Source organism: Dyadobacter sp., assembly GCF_051859145.1.
Taxonomy (GTDB): domain Bacteria; phylum Bacteroidota; class Bacteroidia; order Cytophagales; family Spirosomataceae; genus Dyadobacter.
Map to the genome: position 1 here is coordinate 1 of NZ_JBHYGF010000193.1, position 3,696 is coordinate 3,696.

Below are 3,696 nucleotides of genomic sequence, written 5' to 3' on the forward strand. Positions count from 1 at the left end.
CCTGTTCCTCTTTTGATACATTCAGGAAAATCTTGACAACCCTGATCCCATTCCGATATAGATACTTTTCAAGATTTGAAATGTCCGAATACCGATGTTTAAAGAGCTTATCAAGATCCTCTGTTAATTCCTTGGGTAGCCGCTGTGACTTGGTCAGGATTTCTGGTTCTACTTTCACTACCAGCACCTCTTCATAGTAGCTCCTGTTAAAAATTGTAATTGTGCCTCGCTGCGGCAGTACCTGACTTGTACGCCAGAGAAAATCGTGACTTAGCTCTGTTTCCGTTGGCCGCTTGAAAGAGTGAATCTTGATCCCCACCGGATTAACACCTGAAATCACGTGTTTGATCGTACCATCCTTGCCGGCTGCATCCATTGCCTGAAAAATCACCAAAAGTCCGTAGCGATTATGCGCATACATCACACTTTGCAGATCATCCAGTTCTTTGGCAGCCTCAGCCTGCAAAACTTCGTAGTGCTCCTTGTCTTCGTAAAAATCTTTAACCTTCGTTTTGGCCTTCTCAATGTCAAATTTCTTGGAGCCGTCTACACGGTAGTCCGCCGGATCAAAATCTTGCATAACACGGGTTTTACAGTTGATACTAACTTAAATGGATTGAAGAAAGTCCACCAGCTTCGAGAACGCACGTGCTCTGTGGCTTAGCTTCGACTTCTCCGCCAGCGTCATTTCAGCGAAGGTTTTATCATAATCATCCGGAACAAAGATCGGGTCATAACCGAAACCATTATTTCCTCTTTTATCCGGAATAATGGTGCCCTCCACTGAACCTTCAAACTGATGGTAAGCGCCGTCGATTACCAGTGTGATTACAGTTAAAAACCGCGCCTGCTTGTTTGCGAATGGAGCAAGATTCTGAAGTAGTAATGCAATGTTATCTGCTGGCTCGCGCTGCGGACCTGCATAGCGGGCAGATCTTACGCCAGGCTCGCCATTCAATGTGGTGACTTCCAGGCCAGTATCGTCAGCGAAGCAGTTGACATTGAAGTTCTGAAACACATATTCAGCTTTACCGCGCGAGTTTTCAGCGATGGTTTCGTAAGGCTCGGGAATATCGGCTTCACAGCCAATTTCGGCGAGTGTGAGCAGTTCAAAATGATCTCCCAACAAAGCCTGGACTTCGATAAGCTTATTGACATTATTGGTTGCAAAGCAAAGTTTCATAGTATTGATGTTGATAATAGCTGCGCATTTTACATAAAAAAACGGCCACTCTTGTGAAGCGGCCGTTTGATTTTGTTTTTCTGTTAGCGTGTCGGTGGTGCTACCGGAGGAGCAGCTGGTGCGCCCGTTCCCTTGGAGAAATCAATCAATTCCATTTCAAACTGAAGTACTGAATTTCCTGGGATCGGTCCATAAGCTTCTGGTCCGTAGGCCAACCCGGAAGGGATGATCAATAAACCTTTCTCCCCTTTTTTCATTAGCATAATACCTTCTTCCCAACCAGGAATTACCATTCCCTGGCCTACTTGCAGATCCAATGGTTTTCCTTGGTTTTTAGAGCTGTCAAATTCCTTACCGTCCAGGAATTTGCCTGTATAATGTACTTTTACATTATCACCTGCCGCCGGACTTGTGCCAGATCCTTCAACCTGGGGAACATATACTAATCCCGATGCCGTTTTACGCGCTTTTCCTTGCAGGTTATTTTTTGCGAGAAAAGCATCGATCACCTTCGCGTCAACTGCTTTCTGCTTAACACCTGCTTCCGATTGTTGCTTCTGGAACTCTTCCGATGTCAAAACGCTCAAAACCTTTACTGTAAAGCTGATCTCAGAACCTTTTTTGATCATCGGCGGCATTGGCTGCATCATTTTAGCAAACAATGTATCTGCATTGATCATGAATTTCGCGCTATCGCCAGTTGCAAGTAATGCAAGTCCTTCCTCAAAGCTTCCTTTGAAAGGAGGCGCCTGCAATACCATCTTCACAGGGTTACCTTCTTTATAGGTATCGCGAAGGGTTGAATCTGTACCGTTTTTCAAAACCAGGTGGAAAGACATAATATCTCCAAGCTTAGCTTTTCTGGCATCATCTTCATGTTCGAAGATCTGATATTTTAGCCCGTTCTCCGTAACCTGCGTCTTATACTGATTACAAGAAGCCGCGAGGATCGTTATGCCCATCGCATAACTGATTGTTTTAAGATTCATTTGATTGTTTTAATTTGGAATATTTGGGTGAATTTTGATAGGGCAATATAAAGCTTAGTCAACGCTCAAAAGCGCCTGTTCGTATGTTGGGAGGATACTTAAAAAGTATTCAACAGTTTCATTTACTGATTGTTCTGATCTTCCTCCACTCGCATTCTTGTGGCCGCCGCCATTGAAATGGGTACTCGCAAGATCTCTTACCGAAAACGTACCGACAGACCGGAAAGAAATCTTGATCTCTCCTTTGCGCTCGATGAACATAGCGGACATCACCACATTTTCGACCTGCAAACCGTAATTAACGATACCCTCTGTTTCGCCGGTACTTGAATTGAATTTTTGAAGTTCAGCCTCGGTAAGTACCATATAAGCAGTTCTGTATTTAGGTAATACCACAAGCTTTTGCGAAAGTACATACCCCAGGAATTGTAAGCGGGAAAGCGGCGCATTGTCGTAAATAAGCCTGTGAACGCGACTCGAATCGAATCCGGTGCGCATTAAGTCCGCTACTGCAAGATGCACTTCCGCAGTAACATTGGCGTGTCTGAAAGAACCGGTATCTGTCATAATCCCGGCATACAGGTACTCTGCCATCGGAATGTCAAAGATCTCAGTGGCCGGCGCATCGTTTTCCAGTTCTTTTACCAGCTGATACACAAGCTGTGCTGTTGCAGCCGCATTGGTATCCCAGATCATCCATTTTGCAAAGTACTCCGGTTCCAGATGGTGGTCTATCATCATTTTGGGAGCAGGTGCTTCCTGAACTACCTTTCCAAGGTCCTTTAAACGGGATAACACAGAAAAGTCAAGACAGCAGATCAATGTAGCTTCCTGAATTTTTTTTCGGCATTTAGCTTGCTCAGAGGCTTTTTCGTAAACGAGTACCAGGTCGGGATTAACCATCCAGCGCAGGTTTGCCGCGTATTCCGTAGGGCTGATGACAGTTACTTCGTGTCCTTTTTTGGATAAATAACTAGCCCACCCAAGCGAAGATCCCAGCGCGTCAGCGTCAGGGTCGCGGTGCATCGTAATGATGATTTTTTGGGGAAGGGATAAAAAAGAGCTTAACTCTTTAACAGTTTGGTTCACAGTTATTTATTTCAAAAAGGGAATTTCGAGAGCGTAATAAGCCCACAAAATTAACAAAACTGTTGGGATTTGCTCAATCTTGGCCCCGAAAGCCTAAGTATCAGCCTGCTGTTGTCCCTTAAAATGCATACGTGCCGAACTATCAAGGATATACAATGAAAAATAGTAGTTTTGCACCAAAATCAATTTGCTTTCGTATGCCAACAAACAGAACTTTCACAATGATCAAGCCGGATGCCGTACAAGACGGTCACTCGGGATCAATTATCAAAATGATTGAGGAGGCGGGATTTCGTATTGTAGCCTTGAAAAAAACAAAGCTTACTTCAGAGCGTGCTGGCGAGTTCTACGCTGTTCATAAGGAGCGTCCTTTTTATAATGATCTTTGCAAGTACATGTCTTCCGGCGCGATCATTCCGATGATCCTGGAAAAGG

4 protein-coding genes and 1 pseudogene are annotated in these 3,696 nt (G+C 44.4%); 1 reads left to right on the forward strand and 4 read right to left on the reverse strand.

Annotation, left to right across the window (positions count from 1 at the left end; translation table 11 throughout):
- From ACTIE6_RS12420 to ACTIE6_RS12435, 4 genes and pseudogenes are all read right to left on the reverse strand, one after another.
- Window positions 1-580, reverse strand: a pseudogene (locus ACTIE6_RS12420) (polyphosphate kinase 2 family protein); the annotation flags it as partial.
- A gap of 27 nt (window positions 581-607) precedes the next feature.
- A complete protein-coding gene (gene rdgB, locus ACTIE6_RS12425) occupies window positions 608-1,183 on the reverse strand; it encodes an RdgB/HAM1 family non-canonical purine NTP pyrophosphatase (protein ID WP_439556943.1) in 576 nt (191 codons plus the stop codon).
- Window positions 1,184-1,266: 83 nt separating this feature from the next.
- On the reverse strand, window positions 1,267-2,172 hold the full coding sequence (locus ACTIE6_RS12430; protein ID WP_439556944.1) for an FKBP-type peptidyl-prolyl cis-trans isomerase: 906 nt from the start codon (window positions 2,170-2,172) through the stop codon (window positions 1,267-1,269).
- Window positions 2,173-2,226: 54 nt separating this feature from the next.
- A complete protein-coding gene (locus ACTIE6_RS12435; RefSeq protein ID WP_439556945.1) occupies window positions 2,227-3,261 on the reverse strand; it encodes a DHH family phosphoesterase in 1,035 nt (344 codons plus the stop codon).
- A gap of 197 nt (window positions 3,262-3,458) precedes the next feature.
- Between ACTIE6_RS12435 and ACTIE6_RS12440 the strand changes: the two genes are divergently transcribed.
- Window positions 3,459-3,696, forward strand: a 238-nt coding sequence (locus tag ACTIE6_RS12440) for a nucleoside-diphosphate kinase (RefSeq protein WP_439556946.1), incomplete at its 3' end; no start/stop codon positions are given.

Coding starts and splice junctions, on each gene's coding strand:
- rdgB (WP_439556943.1), bottom strand. CDS start 1,183: ATGAAACTTTGCTTTGCAACCAATAATGTCAATAAGCTTATCGAAGTC.
- ACTIE6_RS12430 (WP_439556944.1), bottom strand. CDS start 2,172: ATGAATCTTAAAACAATCAGTTATGCGATGGGCATAACGATCCTCGCG.